At 74.0% G+C, this 17,290-nt stretch carries 14 protein-coding genes; 9 read left to right on the top strand and 5 right to left on the bottom strand.

The window, feature by feature from the left end; translation table 11 throughout:
- Window positions 1–46 precede the first annotated feature (46 nt).
- On the top strand, window positions 47–1,021 hold the full coding sequence (locus tag MMF93_RS08010) for an urea transporter (protein WP_242750471.1): 975 nt from the start codon (window positions 47–49) through the stop codon (window positions 1,019–1,021).
- A gap of 44 nt (window positions 1,022–1,065) precedes the next feature.
- On the opposite strand, the gene MMF93_RS08005 is transcribed toward MMF93_RS08010, so the two are convergent.
- Together MMF93_RS08005 and MMF93_RS08000 are read right to left on the bottom strand one after the other, a co-directional pair.
- Complete coding sequence (locus MMF93_RS08005) at window positions 1,066–2,016, bottom strand: ornithine cyclodeaminase family protein (protein ID WP_242750469.1); 951 nt, start codon at window positions 2,014–2,016, stop codon at window positions 1,066–1,068.
- 93 nt (window positions 2,017–2,109) lie between these two features.
- The gene (locus MMF93_RS08000) at window positions 2,110–2,802 is read right to left on the bottom strand and encodes a FadR/GntR family transcriptional regulator (RefSeq protein WP_242750467.1); all 693 of its coding nucleotides are present in this window, start codon (window positions 2,800–2,802) and stop codon (window positions 2,110–2,112) included.
- A gap of 256 nt (window positions 2,803–3,058) precedes the next feature.
- Here MMF93_RS08000 and MMF93_RS07995 point away from each other — a divergent pair, with 256 nt between their 5' ends.
- From MMF93_RS07995 to MMF93_RS07960, 8 genes are all read left to right on the top strand, one after another.
- The gene (locus MMF93_RS07995) at window positions 3,059–4,309 is read left to right on the top strand and encodes an aminotransferase class V-fold PLP-dependent enzyme (RefSeq protein ID WP_242750465.1); all 1,251 of its coding nucleotides are present in this window, start codon (window positions 3,059–3,061) and stop codon (window positions 4,307–4,309) included.
- Window positions 4,310–4,318: 9 nt separating this feature from the next.
- Window positions 4,319–5,923, top strand: a complete 1,605-nt coding sequence (locus MMF93_RS07990; protein WP_242750463.1) for an APC family permease — start codon at window positions 4,319–4,321, stop codon at window positions 5,921–5,923.
- Between the two features lie 82 nt (window positions 5,924–6,005).
- Window positions 6,006–6,929 (top strand): NADP-dependent oxidoreductase, encoded by a 924-nt coding sequence (locus MMF93_RS07985; RefSeq protein WP_242750461.1) that lies wholly within the window; start codon window positions 6,006–6,008, stop codon window positions 6,927–6,929.
- Between the two features lie 365 nt (window positions 6,930–7,294).
- Entirely contained in the window at window positions 7,295–7,891 is a 597-nt protein-coding gene (locus tag MMF93_RS07980) for a TetR/AcrR family transcriptional regulator (RefSeq protein WP_242750460.1), read from the top strand.
- 112 nt (window positions 7,892–8,003) lie between these two features.
- Window positions 8,004–10,301 carry an MMPL family transporter gene (locus MMF93_RS07975; protein ID WP_242750458.1) on the top strand — a complete coding sequence of 766 codons (2,298 nt, stop codon included), beginning with the start codon at window positions 8,004–8,006 and terminating at the stop codon, window positions 10,299–10,301.
- Between the two features lie 94 nt (window positions 10,302–10,395).
- Complete coding sequence (locus tag MMF93_RS33330) at window positions 10,396–11,271, top strand: hypothetical protein (protein ID WP_274709435.1); 876 nt, start codon at window positions 10,396–10,398, stop codon at window positions 11,269–11,271.
- Window positions 11,272–11,374: 103 nt separating this feature from the next.
- Window positions 11,375–11,845, top strand: a complete 471-nt coding sequence (locus MMF93_RS07965) for a hypothetical protein (RefSeq protein ID WP_242750456.1) — start codon at window positions 11,375–11,377, stop codon at window positions 11,843–11,845.
- Window positions 11,846–11,876: 31 nt separating this feature from the next.
- Complete coding sequence (locus MMF93_RS07960) at window positions 11,877–13,064, top strand: glutathionylspermidine synthase family protein (RefSeq protein ID WP_242750454.1); 1,188 nt, start codon at window positions 11,877–11,879, stop codon at window positions 13,062–13,064.
- A gap of 73 nt (window positions 13,065–13,137) precedes the next feature.
- On the opposite strand, the gene MMF93_RS07955 is transcribed toward MMF93_RS07960, so the two are convergent.
- The 3 genes from MMF93_RS07955 to MMF93_RS07945 all read right to left on the bottom strand — a co-directional run bounded on the left by MMF93_RS07955 (window position 13,138) and on the right by MMF93_RS07945 (window position 17,038).
- Complete coding sequence (locus MMF93_RS07955) at window positions 13,138–13,602, bottom strand: PPOX class F420-dependent oxidoreductase (protein WP_114022636.1); 465 nt, start codon at window positions 13,600–13,602, stop codon at window positions 13,138–13,140.
- 61 nt (window positions 13,603–13,663) lie between these two features.
- The gene (locus MMF93_RS07950; RefSeq protein ID WP_242750452.1) at window positions 13,664–14,554 is read right to left on the bottom strand and encodes a hypothetical protein; all 891 of its coding nucleotides are present in this window, start codon (window positions 14,552–14,554) and stop codon (window positions 13,664–13,666) included.
- A gap of 27 nt (window positions 14,555–14,581) precedes the next feature.
- A complete protein-coding gene (locus MMF93_RS07945; protein ID WP_242750451.1) occupies window positions 14,582–17,038 on the bottom strand; it encodes a SpoIIE family protein phosphatase in 2,457 nt (818 codons plus the stop codon).
- Window positions 17,039–17,290: the final 252 nt, after the last annotated feature.

The raw sequence follows: 17,290 nt of genomic DNA, 5'->3' as shown, positions 1-17,290 counted from the left end.
GGGGCCCGGACACGGGCGCGACCAGGGACGCGTGTACGTTACACGTATGAGTCGTGCCGTTTCGTGGGACCTGCCCGAGCCGAGCGGGGCGCGGCGGCAGCCGGTGCGTTTCGGATACGAGGTGCTGCGCGGGCTCGCGCAGGTGGACTTCATGCCCAACGCGGCGTGCGGCCTCTTCTTCGTCGCCGCGCTGTTCGCCGCAGGCTGGCGGTACGGCCTCGCCGGACTGCTGGGCACGGCGGTGGGCACGGCCACCGCCTACGCGCTGGGCGTCGACCGCGCACGGACGGCCGCGGGCCTCGAGGGGTTCAACGGCTGCCTCGTGGCGGTGGCGTTCGCGGTCTTCCTCGGCCCGGGCTACGCCTCGACGTGGCTGATGGCGGCGGGGGGAGCGCTGGTCGCCTCCGTGCTCACCGCCGCGCTGGTCAACCTGTTGCGCCCGTGGTCCATGCCGACGTTCACGCTGCCGTTCTGCCTCGTGGCAAGCGTCGTGACCGTGGCGGCACCCGGCTTCCAACGCGTGTGGCACGAAGGGTCGTCGCTCTCGGCGCTGCCGCGTTCGGCCTCCGGTGACGCGTCGTTGGGGCTGGGGGACGCCGCACACGCGGTGCTCGCCAACGTCGGCCAGATCTTCCTGATGCCCCAGTGGTACGTGGGGCTGCTCTTCCTGGCGGGGATCTTCGTCGCCGACTGGTTCGCGGGGCTGACCGCCTGCCTCGGCAGCGTCATCGGCACCGCGACGTCCTGGGCGCTGGGCGCGCCCGCCTCCGACGTGGCCGAGGGACTGCTCGGGTACAACGCGGTCCTGGTGGCGATGGCGCTGGGCGCCGTCTTCCTCGAACGCGGTGCGGCCGCGCTGGTGTACGGCGTGGTGGGGGCCGTGGCCTCGACGGTGCTGACCGTCGCGGTCACCTCCTTCTTCGCCCCCTTCGGCGGGCACACCCTCACCTGGCCGTACATCCTGACCACGCTCTTCTTCCTCGCCGCCGTACCGTCCTTCCCCCGGCTGCGCCGCACCTGATCCGGCCCGGGCCGCACTGACCCCGCCCGGGCCGCGCTCGACCGTCACGCGGATCCTGACACCGCCGCTGCCGCGACCACCAGGTCCTGCCAGGCCATGCCCGTGCCCTTGAAGACGCGTGGACGGCCGTCCGCGACGGGGTGACGGCCGCACACGACGTCGGCGAGAGGCACCAGCGACGCGGCGCTCAACGCGCCCTCCCCGACGGGGATCACGACGTCCCCGGCCTCCCGGAGCGCGGTCGCCGTGTCCTCGACCACCACCGTGCCCGAGGTGAGCGTACGGGTGTCCAACTCGCGGGCGCCCGGATCGTGGGAGCCCATGGCGACGACCGCCGCGTGCGACGGCAGCGCGCGGCCGTCGAACAGCGGGGTGGCGGACGAGGTACAGCAGGCGATCAGATCGGCGTCCGCCACGGCGTCGGGCGCCGCGGCCGACGCGGTGATGCCGGCCTCCTCGCAGCGCTCGGCGAACCGGGCCACGCGCCGCGGATCGCGCCCGACGACCCGTACCGTGCTCAGCGGCCGCACCTGGTGCAGCGCGACGGCGTGCGCGAACGCCTGCGGTCCCGTGCCGAACACCACCAGCCGACCCGCGTCCGGCGCGGCCAGGTGGTCGGCCGCCAGCGCGGAGACCGCCGAGGTGCGCAGGAGGGTGAGGGCCTCCCCGTCGAGCAGGGCGGTGGGCCGCAGCGTCGTCGCGTCCATGAGCAGGTAGGCGCCCGTGACCGTCGGCAGGCCCCGCGCCGGGTTGCCCGGCACGACTCCGGCGATCTTCACCCCCGCGTGCTGTCCGTACTCGGCCGGCATCAGCAGGAGTTGTCCCGTGCTGGTGTCCACGCGGGAGCGGGGAGGCGTCGCGGTGACGTCCAGCCCGGCCCGCAGGGCCGCGCGGAGCGCCTCGACCGCCTCGCCCACGGCAAGCGCGCGGGCGAGAGCCGCGGAGTCGATGACGCGGAGTGCGTCGTCAAAGTGGGTGCCGGTCGGTCGCCGCACGATGCTGCCCCTTCGGCGGTGGGTGTCGTCCGGACGAGCCTCCCACGGCGGCGCCGGGCCTCACCCACGGCCGCCGTGCGTCGTTCGCGGACCTCAGCGGCCCGAGCCGGGGGCGGGGCGCAGGCGGCGCAGCCAGCGTTCCGTCTGGGACAGGTGGGCGCTGGCGGCGGCCGCCGCGGCCTGGGGGTCGCGGGCGGCGAGCGCGGCGATGAGGGCTTCGTGGCCGAGGTCGCTGGCGGTCCGCAGGGCGTCCGTCTCCTCGGTGCCGTAGACGCTGTAGTGGCGGCCGCGGGAGCGGAGGATGTCGCAGAGCGCGGCGAGCGTGTCGTTGCCGCTCGCCGCGCACAAGGTGGCGTGGAACTCGCGGTCCAGGTCGTGCAGTTCGTCGTCGTCCTCGGTCACCGACAGCCGCGCGTGGAGTGCGCGCAGCCGGTCGACGACGCCGTCCTCGGCGCGGGCGGCGGCCAGGGCCGCCGCGTGGGACTCCAGGCCGCGGCGTACGTCGTACAGCTCCAGCAGCCCGTCCAGCGGCAGCACGTCGACCGTGGCGGCGAACCCCGCGAGCATCTGCGCGGGCAGCAGTGCGGAGACGTACGTGCCGGAACCGTGCCGGGACTCCAGCATCCCGAGCGCCGCCAGCGAGCGGACGGCCTCACGCAGGGAGCCGCGCGAGACGCCGAGGCGGGAACAGAGCTCGGGTTCGGGCGGCAGCTGCCGGCCCGGGGTCAGTTCGCCGCTGCCGATCATGGCGCGCAGTCCGCGCGCCGCCGTGTCCGTCGCCGCCATGTTCGCCCGTTCCGTTCCCGTCCCGTTTCCCGTTCCGCCGCCGTGCCCGTGTACGCCCGTGGGCCGGGTCTGCTGCCGCAGCAACGATGACACACCCGAGTCATCTGATGACTCCTCGTCGAGTCATCGGGCCACGGAGCGGACTTTACTCGCTCACCCCTGTTGGGCAAGGGGAATGCCGTCTACCGTCCCGGAGAACGTCAGCAAGTCATCAGACAACTCAGCCATCAGACCACTCTGCGAGGCCGTTCTTCGTATGACCCCCTCCACCGAACCCGGCCACGGTGCCGGGCACCCGTTCGAGGACTGGGCGCTGGACCCGGCTGTCCGCCACCTGAACCACGGCTCCTACGGCGCGGTGCCGCGCGCGGCGCTCGCGACGCAGCAGGCCCTGCGCACGGAGATGGACGCGGGGCCCGACCCGTGGTTCCGCGGGCTGCCCGAGCGGGTGGCGCACGCCCGCACGCGCGTCGCCCGCTATCTGCGCACCCCGCCCGGGGACCTGGCGCTGGTGGCGAACGCCAGCGCGGGCGTCAGTGCCGTACTGGGCAGCATCACACTGCCGCCGGATGCGGAGGTGCTGCTGACCGACCACGCCTACGGCGCCGTCGTCTGGGCGGTCGAACGGGCGGCGCACCGTGCCGGAGCACGCGTCCGAACGGTGCACGTGCCGCTGAGCGCCACGGCTGAGGAGATCACCGCGCGGGTGGGGGCGGCACTGGCCGCCGGGCCCGTCTCCCTCCTCGTCGTCGACCAGATCACCTCGGCGACCGCCCGCGTGTTCCCGGTCGCCGACCTGGTGGAAGCCGCCCACAGCGCGGGCGCCCGCGTGCTGGTGGACGGCGCCCACGGCCCCGGCATGCTCGCCGATCCCCTCGCCCACGCGGGCGAAGCCGACTACTGGGTGGGCAACCTGCACAAGTGGCCCTGCGCCCCGCGCGGCACGGGCGCCCTGGTGGCGCGCGGCCCGCACGCCCAGGAGCTGTACCCCGTCGTCGACTCCTGGGGCGCACCCGAGCCGTTCCCCCAGCGGTTCGACCACCAGGGCACCGCGGACCTCACCGCCTGGCTCGCGGCCCCCGCGGCGCTGGAGTTCATCGAAGACCGTTACGGCTGGGACGCCGCCCGCGCGCGGATGACGCGCCTCGCCGACGAGGCACAGCGCACGCTCGCCGCGGCACTCGGCCGCACCGGGGACCTGGCCGCACTGGCCGCCTGCGCCGCGCCCGCCATGCGGCTGGTGCCGCTGCCCGCGGGACTGGCCGCCGACCAGGAGGCTGCGCACGCACTCCAGCGCCGCATCTCCGCCCGCACCGGCTGCGACGTCGCCTGCACCACCTGGAACGGGCGCGGCTTCCTGCGGCTGTCCGCGCACCTGTACAACGACCCCGCCGACTACGCCCACCTGGCCGAACTGCTGCCCGCCTGCCTCGCCGAGTGCCGGGCCGACACGGAGACCACCGCCCACGCGGACGCGCCCGGCGCCCACGTGGACGCCCAGGCCTAGGAGGGACGCGTGCGCACCAAATCGATCGAAGCCACGCTGCGGGACGCCGAGCGCCCCGCCACCCGGCTGAACCGCTCGCTGGGGCCCCTCCAGCTGACGATGATGGGCATCGGCGTCACCATCGGCGGCGGCATCTTCGTCCTGACCGGCACCGCGGCCGCCAACTACGCCGGACCCGCCATCGCCCTCTCCTTCGCGCTGGGCGCCTTCGTCTCCGGGCTGGTGGCCCTGTGCTACATGGAGTTCGCCAGCACGGTCCCGGTCGCGGGCAGCGCCTACACGTTCGCGTACCTGTCACTGGGCGAGCCGGTGGCCTGGCTGATCGGCTGGGACCTCATCCTCGACATGACGATGGGCGCCGGCGCGGTCGCCGCCGGATGGTCCCAGTACGTCACCGACTTCCTGGCCACCTTCGGGATACGGCTGCCGGAGTCCATAGCCGGGCCCGAAGCGGCCGTCAACGTGCCCGCGGTCGCCGTCATCCTCGTGCTCACCGCGATCCTGGCCGCCGGTGTGCGCACCACCTCACGCCTCAATGTGGCCATGACACTGGTCAAGCTGGCCGCCATCGTGCTCTTCCTGGCCGTCGGCGTCTCCCACGTCGACCCGGACAACTGGGCCCCGTTCGTGCCCGAGTCCCGCCCCGCCGGAGCCGAGGGCGGCTTCTGGGAGCAGCCGCTGCTGGGCTGGGCCGGGATCAGCACCAACGCCACGTTCGGCTTCGCCGGCATCCTCACCGGAGCCGCCATCGTGTTCGGCTCGTACTCCGGCTTCGACATCATGGCCAGCAGCGCGGAGGAGGCCAAGCGCCCGCAGCGCACCCTGCCGATCGCACTGATGGCCACGGTCGCCGCCTGCGCCACCCTCTACGTCACCGTCTCCCTGGTCGTCACCGGGATGCGGCCCTACACCCAGTTGGACAACGCCGCCCCGGTGACGGGTGCGTTGGAGGCCGCGGGCGAGGACTGGGCGGTGCGGATCGTCGGCGTCGGCGCCATCTGCGGGCTGACGACCGTCGTCATGATCATGCTGCTGGGGCAGAGCCGGGTCTTCCTCGCGATGAGCCGCGACCGGCTGCTGCCCGGCTGGTTCGCGCGGGTCCACCCGGTCACCCGCAGTCCGCGCCGGATCACCTGGACGCTCGGCTGCATGGTGGCGCTGATGACGGCGCTGCTGCCCATCCAGGACCTCGCGGAACTCGGCAACATCGGGATGCTCACCTCGTTCATCGCCGTGTGCGTGGGCGTCATCTACCTCCGGCGCCGCCGCCCCGACCTGCCCCGCGCCTTCCGTACGCCGTGGGTCCCGGTGCTGCCCCTGGTCGCGCTGGTCCTGTGCCTGGTCCTGGTGGGCAGCCTGCCGCTGATCACCTGGGCGCGCTTCCTGGCGTGGATGGCGGTGGGCGTCCTGATCTACCTGCTGTGGGGACGCCGCAACAGCCGCGTGGCGACCGGCGCCACGGAGACGCCCGAAGCCCCGGACACGAGTGGCGCCACGGCCACGAGTCTCCCCGGCCCGGCGGACCCGGCGGCGGACCCTGTGGCGGACCCGGTGGTGGACCCGGTGGCGGACTCGGCGGCGGGGGAGGGGGTGAGCGGGGAGCCGGGTCGGTGAAGGGTGGTCGAGGGGGCATGGCGTGCGCGGGCAGGGGGAACGCGGGCGGACTGAACCACTCCGAGGAAAGCAGGTGCCCGCCATGCCCGAGGCCATCGCCTTCGCCGCCTACGGCGATCCCGAGGTCCTCCAGCCGACCGGTATCGACATCCCCGAGCCGGACCCCGACCAGGTGCGGATCGCGGTGCGGGCGGCGGGCGTCAACCCGCTGGACTGGAAGATCCGGAGCGGCGCCATGGTCACCGCCATGCCCGTCACCCTGCCGCACATCCCCGGTCTTGAGTTCGCCGGCACCGTCGAGTCGGTGGGCGACGGCATCAGCGGCCTGTCGGCGGGTGACGAGGTCTTCGGCCGCGCACCCAGCGCCTACGCCTCGCTCCTGCTGGCCGACACCGCGCAACTGCGGCGGCGGCCCGACGACCTGGACGTGCGGCGGGCGGCCGGGCTGCCGGTCGCGGCGGAGGCCGCACACCGGGCCCTCGCCGAACTGGAGGTCGCGGCGGGGGAGACCGTGCTGGTCCACGGCGCGGGTGGCGCCGTGGGCAACCTCGCGGTGCAGTTCGCGCTGGAGCGCGGTGCGCGCGTGGTCGGCACGGCGGGTGAACGGGCGCGGGAGCGGCTGACGCGCCTGGGAGCCACCCAGGTGACGTACGGGAACGGTTGGCCCGAGCAGGTGCGGGCCGCCGCCCCCGGCGGGGTCGCCGCCGTACTGGACGCCTCGGGTGCGGATGTGCTGGGGGAGTCCGTGCGGCTCGCGGGCGGCCCCGCCAGGGTGCTGACGCTCGCCGATCCGCAGGCGGCGCAGACGTTCGGCGTGCGCTTCTCCTCGGGCGGCGCCGACGAGGACCGCACCGGTGAGGCCCTCGACCGGGCGCTGGCCCTGCACCGGCGCGGCACGCTCGACGTGCCGCTGCACGAGCCGATCCCCCTCGCCGAGGCCGCGCGGGCGCACCGCGCCGGCGAGGCGGGCGGCCTGGACGGCAAGCTGGTCCTGACGGTGGAGTGAACCGCGAGTGGCACCACGTGGCGCCACTCGGCATCACCCGAGGTCTCGTGGTGCCTGTGTCTCACCGCGCTGGGCTACTTCTGGTCGACCTCGAAGGTCAACCGCGACCCGAAGTAACCCCCCCACCGGCGAGAGCCGACTCGGTTCCGTCCGCCGGGCCGGCTCTCGTCCCATGCGCCGGGTCGGCGGACGCCCAGCCGTTCGTTCCGGGCGCGACGCCCAGCCGTTCGTTCCGGGCGCGACGCCCAGCCGTTCGTTCCGGGCGCGCGGTGGCACCCCGCCTAGCGAAACGTTTTCGTTTCGCTCTTCGGTACCGTATGGTCGTAACGAGTACGAAACCGTTTCGTACCGCTGGAGGTGCCAGAATGACGTCCGTGGCAGCGACGCGGCGCAGCAGAATCACTCCGGAGCGCGAGGCGGAGCTCTACGACGCCGTGCTCCAGCTGCTGCGCGAGGTGGGGTACGACGCGCTCACCATGGACGCCGTCGCGGCCGGTACGCACTCCAGCAAGGCCACCCTCTACCGGCAGTGGGGCAGCAAGCCCGAGCTCGTCGCCCGCGCGCTCAAGCACGGGAGACCGGGCGCCGCGCGGGGTGTCGCCGACACGGGCTCGCTGCGCGGCGACCTCCGGGACGCCATCGTGCACGCGTTCGATGACTGTCGGATCGAACAGGACGCGGCGCTCATGCGCGGCGTGGGCCGCGCGGCCCACGACAACCCCGAGCTGCTCAGAGCCCTGCGCGAGCTGCTGATCGAACCGAGCATCGCCGACCTGCGCGTGATGCTCGACCGGGCGGTGGAGCGGGGCGAGATCCGCTCCGACAACCCCGCTCTCGACCTCGTGCCGCACATGCTCGTCGGCGCGCTGATCAGCCGCGAACTGATCGACGGGCACGCGGCCACCCAGGACTTCCTGGCCACCTACCTCGACGCCGTCGTGCTGCCCGCGCTGCACGCCTGAAACCCGCACCCCACCTTTCCCGCCTGCTCCACCCGCACCTCCGGGCCCCGTGCGTCCAGCGACGTGCGCGCCGGCGCCTCGCGGGTCCCTCATCACCTCTGGAGTTCCACCCGTGGCAACCTTCCTCTCCCGCCTGGGGCGGCTCGCCTTCCGGCGGCGCGGCATCGTCGTGCTGCTGTGGGTGGCGTTGCTCGCGATAGCGGGGGCGGGCGCCGCCACCGCGCCGCCCGCCGCCGCCACCTCCTTCTCGATTCCGGGCACCGAGGCCCAGAAGGCCTTCGACCTGCTGGACCAGCGCTTCCCCGGTGCCAACGCCGACGGCGCCACCGCGCGCGTCGTCTTCGACGCACCCAAGGGTGAGAAGATCACCGACCCGGCGAACAAGGCCGAGGTCGAGGACGCCGTCACCGCGCTGAAGTCCGGTTCCGACCAGGTGTCCCGGGTCATCGACCCGTTCAGCGGCAAGGCCGTCAGCAAGGACGGCGAGACCGCCTACATCTCGGTCAACTACAAGGTCAGCTCGATGGAGCTGTCCGACGACACCCGCGACGCGCTGGAGAAGACCGGCGAGCAGGCGCGGGACAGCGGCATGACGGTGGAGATCGGCGGTGACGCGCTGAGCACCATCCCGACGACGGGCGCCGGCGAGGTCATCGGCGTGGTGGTCGCCGCCGTCGTCCTGGTCGTCACCTTCGGCTCGCTGGTCGCCGCGGGACTTCCGCTGCTGACCGCGCTGATCGGCGTGGGCATCGGTGTCTCCACGATCACCGCGCTCGCCAGTGTGATGGACCTGGGCTCGACCACCTCCATCCTGGCCATGATGATCGGCCTGGCGGTCGGCATCGACTACGCGCTGTTCGTCGTCTCCCGCTACCGCGCCGAACTCCACGAGGGCCGCGCGCGGGAGGAGGCCGCGGGGCGGGCCGTCGGCACGGCCGGCTCCGCGGTGGTCTTCGCCGGTCTGACGGTCATCATCGCGCTGGTCGGGCTGGCGGTCGTCAATATTCCGATGCTCACCAAGATGGGCGTCGCGGCGGCCGGTACCGTCGCCATCGCCGTGCTGGTGGCCCTCACGCTGATCCCCGCGCTGCTGGGCTTCGCGGGCAGCCGCATCGTCGGCCGCAAGGCACGCAAGCAGGCGCGGGAGGCCGACGCACAGGGCGCACAGGGCGCACAGGGCGCACAGGCGACCGGAGCGGGGAAGAAGGCCGGGCCGTCGGCGGCCAGGGAGCCGGCCGGCACCCGCTGGGCGCGGTTCGTCCAGCGGCGTCCCGTCGCCGTGCTGCTGGCCGGCGTGGTGGGCCTCGGCGTGATCGCCCTGCCGGCCACCTCCCTCGAACTCGGCCTGCCCGACGACGGGTCGAAGCCGACCAACACCACCCAGCGCAAGGCCTACGACCTGCTCTCGGACGGCTTCGGGCCCGGCTTCAACGGCCCGCTGATGACCGCGATGGACGCCAAGGGCAGCGACGATCCCAAGGCCGCCGTCGACCACACCGTGCGGGAGCTCTCCCGCCTCGACGGCATTGCCGGAGTGTCCAAGCCGCAGTTCAACAAGGCGGGCGACACGGCGATGGTCACCGTCGTCCCCGACTCGCACCCGTCCTCCACGCAGACCCAGGACCTGGTGCACGACATCCGCGAGACGGGTGCCGAACTCAACCCGAAGACGGGCGTCGACGTCCTGGTCACCGGGTCGACGGCGATGAACATCGACGTCTCGCAGAAGCTGAACGACGCGCTGCTGCCCTACCTGGCGCTGGTGGTCGGGCTGGCGTTCCTGCTGCTGATGGTCGTCTTCCGCTCCGTGCTGGTGCCGCTGAAGGCCGCGCTGGGCTTCCTGCTGTCCGTCGTCGCCGCGCTCGGCGCCGTCGTCGCGGTCTTCCAGTGGGGCTGGCTCGGCGGACTGTTCGGCGTGGAGCAGACAGGGCCGGTCATGTCGATGATGCCGATCTTCATGGTGGGCGTGGTCTTCGGCCTCGCGATGGACTACGAGGTCTTCCTGGTGACCCGGATGCGGGAGGCCTACGCCCACGGGGAGTCGGCGCGGGAGGCCGTGGTGACCGGGTTCCGGCACGGCGCGCGGGTCGTCACCGCGGCCGCCGTCATCATGATCGCCGTCTTCTCCGGGTTCATCGGCTCCAGCGACTCCATGGTGAAGATGATCGGTTTCGGTCTCGCCGTGGCCGTCTTCTTCGACGCGTTCGTCGTCCGCATGGCGCTGGTGCCCGCCGTCCTCAACCTGCTGGACCGGCGCGCCTGGTGGCTGCCGCGCTGGCTGGCCAGGGTCCTGCCCACCGTCGACGTCGAGGGCGAGAAGCTCCGCGACGAGCCCGGCGCCGCCGCGCTGCCGGACCAGGGCGGCGCGAGCGGCCGCAGTGCGGAGGCGGAGCCCGCCACGCGGAGGTGAGCGGTCGCCTTCCTCCAGCGCGACGGGGGCGGAACCGGGCCGGTCGCGGCCCGATTCCGCCCCCGTTCGCGGTGCGGGGGGCCAGGATGGTGCCATGGATGTGGCCGAGCTCGTTCTGCGGTACGTCGAGGCCGTGGTCTGGCCCGCGGTGACGCTCGTGGTGGCCTGGTGCCTGCGCGACTACCTGCGGGAGGCGTTCGCGCGCATGACGCGGATCGAAACGCCCGCAGGGGCCATCGAGTTCGAGGCGGAGGCCCGGCAACTGCGCGAACGCGCCGAGGAGATGGTCCGGCAGGCCCCCGGCACACCCGCCCCGGGCCCCGCGCCGTACGGGGGCTCTGGGGCCACGACGCCCTCCAGAACGCCGCCTTCCCCTTCCTCGTCCTCGGACCCGTACCAGCAGCAGCCACCCCCGGGGAACCCGTACGAGCAGCCCCCGTCACCCGCGTACCCGTCCCCGTACGGGCAGCCCCTGCCCCCGGGGAGCCCGTACCCGGACCCGCGGCCCCCGTTCCCCCGTCCCTCTCCGGGGCCCGGACACGACGGCGTTCCACAGCCGGAACCCGCGCCGGGACAGCCGGCCGGCACGGCCGGCTACGGGACTCCGCCGCATCCGCGGCCGCCGCTGCCCACGGCGTCCGAGTCCCCCGTGGCGGCGGACTTCCGTGACTCCTGGGCGATCGTCGACGTCTCGCCCGTCGGGGCGTTGGCGGCGGCCTGGGCAGCGCTGAGCGCGGGACTCGACGCCGCGCTGCCCGGACTGCCCGCAGCACGCGCGGACCGCGGGTCTTCCGCGCTGCTGCGGCAGCGGCTGGGTCTCGCCGGCGCCGCGCCCGCGACCTTGGCCGTCTACGAAGGACTGCGCCGCCTGCGCGACGCGGCGGTCGACGACGGCGCCCCCGTCAGTACGAGCGCCGCGCGCCACTTCCTCGCCGGATGCGAACGCGTACTCGGTCAGGTTCGCGGGTAGCGGCCGTACCGGACGAGCGGGGCGCCGGGAGACGGGGGACCGGGCACGGCCCGGGGCACGGACTAGGGTGGGCGCGTCGCTTCAGTCGTACGTAGGGGGACCCATGACCGTGATACCGGACGCGCACGGCGCCGAACAGCACACGCCGGCGCCCGCCGCTCAGAACCGCGCTGCCCGGGGCAAGCGGCGCAGGCTGCGCTCCTCGACCGTGGTGCTCGGGAGCATGGGCGCCCTGGCGGTGGCCTTGTCCGGATACACCTCGGAGCCCGACAAGCGCTGCGTGGACCCCGACAGTTACGACGCCGTGCGCGGCTACCGCATCCTGCCGCCGAGCCAGTGCGAGACCCCGGCGACCACGCGGCAGGCGGCCTTTCCCGCCGCCGCCCCCGCCACCGCGGAAGGCCGCGGCACCGAAGGGGCCGGGACGGCCTGGTACTACGGCGGGCGCGAGGACGACGCGCGCGCGAAGGGCGGCACCTTCATCCACGCCGCGGCCGTCGAGCGGGCCGGCTTCGGCTGCGACGACGATGACGACGGGTACGGCAGCAGCAGCGGTGGCGGGTACGGCGGCTGACCCGGGCGCGGCGCACGACGAGAGGGCCGGCATGGACCGCCACACCATCACCCCTCGTCCCGGCTGGCGGGAGACCGTCGAGGAACAGGGCTGCATCTACCCGCTGACCCGGTACCCCGACGGCTCCTTCCGCCCCTACTGGGACGAGAGCGCCTACTACTCCTTCACGCTGCCCGAGGTCGAAGCCCTCGAGGACGTCGTCGAGGAACTCCACGCCATGTGCCTGCGGGCAGCCGCGTACATCGTCGAGGAGAACAGGTTCGCCGACCTGGGCATCACCCAACCGGCGCTGATCGACCGGGTCGCCGAGGCCTGGCACCGACGCGCGGAGGTGCCCAGCCTCTACGGCAGGTTCGACCTGCGCTACGACGGGCGCGGCGAGCCCGCCAAGCTGCTGGAGTACAACGCGGACACGCCGACCTCGCTGGTGGAGGCCGCCTCGCCGCAGTGGTTCTGGATGGAGGAGCGCTTCCCCGGCGCCGACCAGTGGAACTCCCTGCACGAGCGGCTCGTCGAGGTCTGGAGGAAGCAGGCGGCGCTGCTGCCGCCCGGCGCGCCCGTCCACTTCGCCCACTCCGCCCGCGACGAGTTGGGCGAGGACCTGATGACCGTCGCCTACCTCCAGGAGACCGCCGAACAGGCCGGTCTGGAGACGGTGACGATACCCGTGGAGGAGATCGGCTGGGACCGGCTCTCGGGCCGGTTCGTCGACCAGCGGCTGAAGTTCGTCCGGGCCTGCTTCAAGCTCTACCCGTGGGAGTGGCTGGCCTCCGACAGGTTCGGGCGGCACGTGCTGGAGACCCTCGACAACGGGGGCGGCACCGGCACCACCCTGTGGATCGAGCCGGCCTGGAAGATGCTGCTGTCCAACAAGGCGCTCCTGGCGATCCTGTGGGAGCTGTATCCCGGCCACCCGAACCTGCTGCCGGCCTACCTGGACGGTCCGCGGGAGCTGGCGACCACGACCGGCTGGGCGGCCAAGCCCCTGCTGGGCCGCGAGGGCGCGGGCGTCACCCTGCACGAGCCCGGCACCGCGCCGTCGGCGCGGGACGAGCCGTGCTGCTACCAGGCGCTGTGCCCGCTGCCGGAGTTCGACGGCAACCGCACGGTGCTCGGCACCTGGGTCGTCGACGGCGAGGCCGCGGGGCTCGGCATCCGCGAGTCGGCGGGCCTGGTCACGGACGAGTACGCGCGCTTCGTGCCGCACGTCATCCGCTGAGCGGGGATCGAGACGGAACCGGCGGGGCCCCGCCGCGCGCCCCGGCCTTCTCAGGCCGGTCCGCCGCGCGGGCTCAGCCGGCCAGCCGGGCGGGGAACCCGCCCGTGGCGATCGGTCCCCACTGCCGGGGAGTCACCCGGATCAGCGACTTGCCCTGCTCGCGCATGGCCGCGCGGTACTCGTCCCAGTCCGGGTGCTCGCCCGAGATCGTCCGGTAGTACTCGACCAGCGGCTCCAGCGCCTCCGGCAGGTCCAGTACCTCGGCGTCGCCGTCGACCTGCACCCAGGGGCCGTTCCACTCGTCCGACAGCACCAGCACGCTCACCTGGGCCTCGCGGCGCGCGTTGCGCGTCTTGGCGCGCTCCGGATACGTCGAGACCACGATGCGCCCCGCCGCGTCCACCCCGCACGTGAGCGGTGAGGCCTGCGGCGCCCCGTCCTTGCGCCGCGTCAGCAGGATCGCCCGGTGGCGGGGCCGCACGAACTCCAGCAGCCCGTCGAGATCGACCCGTGTGGTGGTGGCAAGCGAAGGACTCATACCCGCGAACCTACGCCATGCGGACTCCTCCCCGGGAGCTTTCCGGCCCCGCCGGGTCACCTCACGTGTCGCACGCCCACACCGCGCCGCACAGGCCGCACCGCGCCCGCACCCGTCCCCGCGCGGGCACCCGCAGCCGCACCCGGCAGGTCGGGCAGGGGAAGGAGACCCGCACACCGGAGCCGTCGGCCTCGAAGGCGTACCCGCCGCCGTCCTGGCCGCCGCCCGGCTCCCCGCGCCGCCGCTCGCGCACGTACCGCCGCCGCTCCCACCACGGCGCCGCCGCCAGCGGAGGTACCGCCTCGTCGCGTGCGGCGAGCGCGCGGCCGCGTTCGTACGCCTCGTAGGCCTGCGGGCTGGTGAACCAGACGGCGGGGTCCTCACCGCACAGCCGTGCCCGCTTGGCGAGGACGTAGCCGAACTCCTCGGGGGTGAGGTAGCCGAGCTTCTGCGAGGTGAGCGCGTCCTGCCGGAAGGCGTCCAGCAGCAGCCAGCCCGCACCCAGGTAGGTGGCGGCGGTGTCGGTGAGGATCTCGTTGTCGCGGGTGCCGGGGAAGGCGAGGCCGAGGCGGTGCAGCCACACGTGGGTGACCTCGTGGGCGAGGGCCGCGCCGATGTCGCCGCGGTGCCGCTTGAAGCGGTCGTTGAGCTCCACGAAGTACTCGGGCCCCGCGCTCAGTTCGACGTTCGCGGCGTGCGTCATCTCGCGGAAGGAGACGATGACCCGCGCCGCGGGCAGCCGCAGGTGATCGACCATCACCCCGGCGACGCGCTGCACCCCCGGATACAGGTCATCGGTGTCCGAGAAGGCGACGTCGCCGGGTGCGACGCTGTGGCCGAAGCCGCGCACGCCGTCGGCGGACAGCCGCCGGTAGAGCGCCGTGAGCGCCGCGCGCACCGTCTCCAGGTGCGGGAAGCCGCGTTCGACGCGGTCGGCCACCGAACCACTCATCGCACACCCCCAGCGCGCGGCCCGACGTCACGATAGCGCGAGCGGGCCATCCGCGGCCTGACCGTGCCCCAACTCCTGTTCGGTCCAGATCGTCTTGCCGCGGTCGCCGTAGCGGCTGCCCCAGCGGTGGGCGAGCTGGGCGACCAGGAAGAGCCCGCGGCCGCCCTCGTCGGTGGTCAGGGCGCGGCGCAGCCGCGGCTGGGTGTTGCTGGGGTCGGAGACCTCGCACACCAGGACGTGGTCGCGGATCAGGCGCAGGCTGACAGGGCCGCCCGCGTAGCGGATGGCGTTGGTGACCAGTTCGCTGACGATGAGCTCGGTGGTGAACGACTCCTCCACCAGCCCCCACGTCTCCAGCTGGGCGCTCACGTCCTCGCGGGCGGCCTGGACGGCGGCCGGATCGGCGGGGTACTCCCAGGAGGCGGTGTCGGTCCCGGGCACGGCCCTGGTGCGGGCGAGCAGCACGGTGACGTCGTCGTCGGGGTGCTCCGCGCTCGGGTGGCGGCGGATCAGCTCTGCGCTGACCTGGTCGAGCGGCTTGTGGGCGTCCTCGGCGCGCAGCCCGGGGGCCGGGCGGCACAGCTTCTCCAGGTCCTCCAGCAGCCTGGCCATGCCGGCTTCCGGGTCGTGGCCGACCAGCCCGTCGGTGTAGAGGGCGAGCACGCTGCCCGGCGGCAGTCGCACGCTGGTCACCTCGAACGGGTTGTCGCCGACGCCCAGCAGCGGCCCCGGCGTCAGGTCGAGGAAGCTGACCGTGCCGTCGGGCAGGACCACGGCGGGCGGCGGGTGCCCCGCGCTGGCCATCCTGCACTCCTGGCTGACCGGATCGTAGACGGCGAACAGGCACGAGGCGCCGACGCTGTCGGGGTGGTCGGCCTCGGCCTTCATCCGCTGCACGAGGTCGTCCAGGCAGGTCAGCAGCTCCTCGGGCGGCAGATCGAGATCGGCCAGGGTCTGCACGGCGGTGCGGGCCCGTGCCATGGTCGCGGTGGCCTGGAGCCCGTGGCCGATGACGTCGCCGACGACGAGCGCGACCCGCAGCGAGGACAGGGGGAAGGCGTCGAACCAGTCGCCGCCCACGCTGGCGCTGCCGCCGGCCGGCAGATAGGAACCCGCCGTCTCGGCCGCCGAGCTCTCGGTGGCCGCGGGCGGCAGGAGACTGCGTTGCAGGACGAGCGCGGTGCGGTGCTCGCGGGTGTACCGGAAGGCGTTGTCCAGCGCCCCGGCCGTCCGGTGGCACATGTCCTGGAGGAACCGCACGTCGTCGTACTCGAACGGCTTGGGGTCCCGTGTGCGGTACACCTGCACGTACCCGAAGAAGCGGCCGCCGTGGTACAGCGGGCAGCCCAGCGAGTCGCGCATCCCCTCGGGGACGAGCCGCGCGATCAGTTCCGGGTCGTGGCCCAGGATCTGCCGCGCCGTCCCCGGGCCCGCGGCGAGCACCTCGCCGACGATCTTCCCGGCGGTCTGCGGACCTTCCGGGGTGGTCGGCACCGCCTCGCCGACCTGCACCAGCGCGGCGGGCCACTGCCCGTCCGCGGCCTGCACCGCGACCCTCCGCGGCGCCGAGGCCTCCTGCCCCGGGTAGCCGAGCGGGGGATCGCGGCCCTGCAGCACGTCGTCGGGGAAGTCGACGCTGGCCAGGTCGCCGAGGTCGGGGACCAGTACCTGGGCCAGGTCGCGGGCGCTGTGCACCACGTCCAGCGAGGAGCCGAGGTGGAAGGCGCGCTCGTAGGCCTTGCCGAGGCGGCGGCGGGCGCGCTGCCGCGGGGTGACCTCGCGCGCGGTCACCACGACGCCGAGCGGTTCGCCGAGCGGCCCGTCGACCCGCAGGCAGGTCAGGAAGAGCCCCACCTCGGAGCCGGGAGGACCCAGCCCGTACTCGGAGGCGGCGACGACCGTCCCGCTCTGGGCGACCTGCGCCATCGCCTCCCGCGCGACGCCGTCCCCCTCGACGCTGGGCAGCCGGGTCAGCCAGTCGTCCGCGGCGCCCTCGGGCCGCAGCTCCTCGAACGCGGCATTGGTGCGTACCACCCGCAGCCCCATGTCGAACTGGGCCACGGGCACCCGGTCCTGTTCGAGCAGGGCGCGGACCAGCGTCGGCCCTGGCGCGGGCCCCGGGCCCACGACGTCCTCAGCCACGGCCACCGCCAGCGTCCCCCGCGCCCCGTCGGCCGCCAGCAGCCGCACCGTCACCGGTACCGGGTGCCCTGCCCTGTGGCGCAGCCGCAGCCGGTGGATGGTCTCCGCGTCCCGGGAGGCGGAGGGGGCTCCGGCGGGGGCGTGCGGCCCGGCCAGGGCGGGTGCGTCGGAGGCGACCAGGTCACGCGCCGGTGTGCCGGCGACCTCCGCGCCGCTCCAGCCCAGCAGCCGCCCCGCGGCCCGCGACCACCAGGTGATGCGGCCGTCCTCGTCCACCAGGGCGGCCGCGACCCCGTCGAAGCCGGGACCCTCGTCCGGGGACTCCTGGGCGGGAGGCTCCACGTCCCTCCTTGGTGATCGGCCGGGCGCGGACGGTCGCACGCCGGAGGCCGTTCCTCAGCGTCTCCCAGCAGCATGCACCCGCGCGCGCCGCGGGGCACCTCCAGCCGCCCGGATCCTTCCCGCCACCCGCCTGAGCGCCCCGTCCCCCCGTCCGTCGCCCGCCTCCCCCGGCGGAGCCGCGCCGCAGGCTCGTGACGCAAGTCCAACAACCACCCCACGCTTGTCCATGGGCAAGCCCGCACGAGGTCACCA

The organism is Streptomyces tubbatahanensis (genome assembly GCF_022699385.1).
Lineage (GTDB): Bacteria > Actinomycetota > Actinomycetes > Streptomycetales > Streptomycetaceae > Streptomyces > Streptomyces diacarni.
Note: the sequence above shows the minus strand (reverse complement) of the source record. Positions and strands in the feature narration are given on the sequence as shown.